The 2860-nt window shown below is 73.3% G+C and carries 4 protein-coding genes; all 4 read left to right on the top strand.

Going from position 1 to position 2860, the window contains the following annotated elements; translation table 11 throughout:
- Nucleotides 1-897: hypothetical protein (locus VOI19_RS17535; RefSeq protein WP_323794236.1), on the top strand; the 897-nt coding region annotated here is incomplete at its 5' end.
- 45 nt (nt 898-942) lie between these two features.
- Complete coding sequence (locus VOI19_RS17530) at nt 943-1611, top strand: lysophospholipid acyltransferase family protein (protein ID WP_323794235.1); 669 nt, start codon at nt 943-945, stop codon at nt 1609-1611.
- A gap of 91 nt (nt 1612-1702) precedes the next feature.
- Complete coding sequence (locus tag VOI19_RS17525; protein ID WP_323794234.1) at nt 1703-2812, top strand: ATP-dependent helicase; 1110 nt, start codon at nt 1703-1705, stop codon at nt 2810-2812.
- On the top strand, nt 2809-2860 hold a 52-nt coding region (locus VOI19_RS19380; protein ID WP_416366397.1), incomplete at its 3' end, for a hypothetical protein. The genes VOI19_RS17525 and VOI19_RS19380, both read left to right, overlap by 4 nt.

Here is a 2860-nt window from a genome sequence, read left to right as displayed (position 1 = left end):
CACGACGAGGCGCGGGCGCACTACCTCGAGGAGGGCACGCCCCTGCGGCGGTCCGGAATCTCCGTCGACCTGGCGGCGGCGTTCTGGCAGCCTCGGCGGGTGACCTCCACCGTTGCCGACCTGCGCGCGGCCTACGACGCCCAGCTGCGCGGTGAGGCCGAGGTCGCGATGGCACCGTGGTGGGACTCCGCCGGTCCGCTGTGGCGTGCGGTCTTCGACGGGCGAGCGTTCTTCACCTACGAGGACCTGTCCGGCCACGACGTCCCCGCCGTCCTCGCCGACACCCTCGCCTTCCTCGACGACCATCCGGAGGTCGGGAGTGCGGAGTGGAAGACCCGCGGGCACGACGACGTGCCGGGGCTGCACGAGCTGCTCGTCGCGGCCGGGTTCGAGCCGGACGAGAGCGAGACGGTGATGGTGGGGGAGACCGCCGACCTGGCAGCGACCGTGCTCTCCCCGTTGCCCGAGGGCGTCGTCGTACGCCGCGTGGACGACGACCCGGACCGTGCGCGGCTCCTCGTGGAGGTCTCGGCGCTGCAGGCCGAGGTCTTCGGACGCCACCTCGCCGGCGAGAGCCTGCTCGACCGGGTCGACCGCAGCGACGGGGCGATGCAGGTCTGGGCGGCCGGCACCGAGCACGGCCTCGTCAGCACCGGACGCCTCGAGCTCGTGGCCGGCACCGACTTCGCCGGCCTCTGGGGCGGCGCCACGCTCGCGCCGTGGCGTGGGCGCGGCATCTACCGGGCCCTCACCGCGGCTCGTTCCCGCTCGGCGCTCGAGCAGGGCGCCCGGTGGATGCACAGCGACTGCACCGAGATGTCGCGGCCGATCCTCGAGCGCGCCGGGCTGGTGGCGGTGACCACGTCGACGCCGTACGTCTGGACTCGTCCGGTCTGAGGGCTGTCATTCGGCGGACTCACGGGTAACCGCAACACTGAGCAGGTGCTCTACCAGGTCCTGCACCGTGTGGTGCCCCCACTCGCCAAGGCCGTGTGGCGCCCCGACGTCAGCGGGCTCGAGCACGTGCCCGCCACCGGACCGGTGCTCCTGGCCAGCAACCACCTCAGCTTCGCCGACTCGCTCGTCATCCCGATCGTGGTGCCGCGCCGGGTGGCCTTCCTCGCCAAGTCCGACTACTTCGACGGCCCCGGGCTTCGCGGCGCGCTCTCGAAGGCCTGGTTCAGCGGACTCGGCATGCTTCCGGTCGACCGCGACGACGCCCGCGCCGCCCTCGTCAGCCTCGACATCGCCCTCGGGGTCCTCGGCCGTGGCGAGGCCTTCGGGATCTACCCCGAGGGCACGCGCTCGCGCGACGGACGGCTCTACCGGGGGCGCACCGGGGTGGCGCACCTCGCGCTGACCGCTGGGGCGCCGGTCGTGCCGGTCGGGCTCGTGGGCACCGAGAAGCTGCAGCCCGTCGGGGCCCGGCTGCCGCGCGTGGTGCCGATCTCGGTGCGCTTCGGCGCACCCATCGAGGTGGCCGGACGCTTCGACGGCGTCCCCCTGGGCCGAGCGCGGCGCGAGCTGACCGACGAGATCATGACCGCGATCGCGGGGCTCTCCGGCCAGGAGGTCGCGGGCGTCTACAACGAGCGCCCGGCCGACGCCTGAGCCACCCGAGCAGGCTGTCGACGGTGCTGTCGGTGGCGCTGTCGGTGGCGCTGTCGGTGGTGCTGTCGGTGGCGGCTGGTTAGGTGGCCCCATGAGCACTCCCGGCCCGGCAGCGACCTCGGCACCCGCGGCGCGCTACCGCCTCGTAAGCGCCGCCGGCTCCGTCGACGTGCCGCGGCTCGACGAGCACCAGCAGCAGGTCGTCGACCACGCCGGCGGACCGCTGCTGGTGCTCGCCGGCCCGGGCACGGGCAAGACCACGACGCTCGTCGAGGCGATCGTCGACCGGATCGAGCGCCGCGGGGCTCGGCCCGACCAGGTGCTCGCGCTGACGTTCTCGCGCAAGGCCTCCGAGCAGCTGCGCGACCGGGTGACCGCCCGCCTGGGGCGCACGATGACGTCCTCGCTCAGCTCGACCTTCCACTCCTTCGCCTACGGGCTCGTGCGCCGCTACTCCCCGGCCGAGCTCTACGCCGCTCCGCTGCGGCTGCTCTCGGCCCCCGAGCAGGACGTCGTCCTCCAAGAGCTCCTCACCGACGCTCCCGAGTCGGTGCGCTGGCCCGAGTCGCTGCGCGCCGCTGTCGGCACGCGCGGGTTCGCGCGCGAGGTGCAGACCGTGATCGCCCGCGCGAGGGAGCGGGGTCTGGACCCCGACCAGCTCGTCGAGCTCGGGCGCGCCGAGGGCGTGCCGGAGTTCGAGGCAGCGGGGCTCTTCCTCACCCAGTACCTCGACGTCCTCGGCGACCAGGCCGCCATCGACTACCCCGACCTGATCGCGCGCGGGGTGATCGAGGCCGAGCGCCACCGTGACGAGCTGCGCGAGCAGTTCCGCCACGTCTTCGTCGACGAGTACCAGGACACCGACCCCAGCCAGGTGGCCCTGCTGCGGGCCCTGGCCGGCGAGGGCCGTGACCTCGTGGTCGTGGGCGACCCCGACCAGTCGATCTACGGCTTCCGCGGGGCTGACGTGCGCGGCATCCTCGAGTTCCCGACCGACTTCACCACCACCGACGGCTCACCCGCCCCGGTCGTCGCGCTCGGCACCACCCGCCGCTTCGGCTCGCGGCTGCTCCGCGCCTCCCGCCAGGTCGCGGCGTCCATCGGCGTCACCGGCGCGATCCCGGCCGAGGCCTACGAGCGGTTCCGCCACCCGGAGCCTGCGGCCAACGTCTACGGCCGCGGCATACCAATGGTAAAATAGATGTAAGTGTCACCGGTGGAACCGCACCCTACCAATACAATTGGAGTA

The sequence above is a fragment of the Nocardioides sp. genome, from assembly GCF_034670285.1.
In the GTDB taxonomy this organism is placed as follows: domain Bacteria; phylum Actinomycetota; class Actinomycetes; order Propionibacteriales; family Nocardioidaceae; genus Nocardioides.
Note: the sequence above shows the minus strand (reverse complement) of the source record. Positions and strands in the feature narration are given on the sequence as shown.

What these genes read in the sequence shown, in the direction of transcription:
- VOI19_RS17525 (WP_323794234.1), top strand. Translation starts at nt 1,703, where the DNA reads ATGAGCACTCCCGGCCCGGCAGCGACCTCGGCACCCGCGGCGCGCTAC.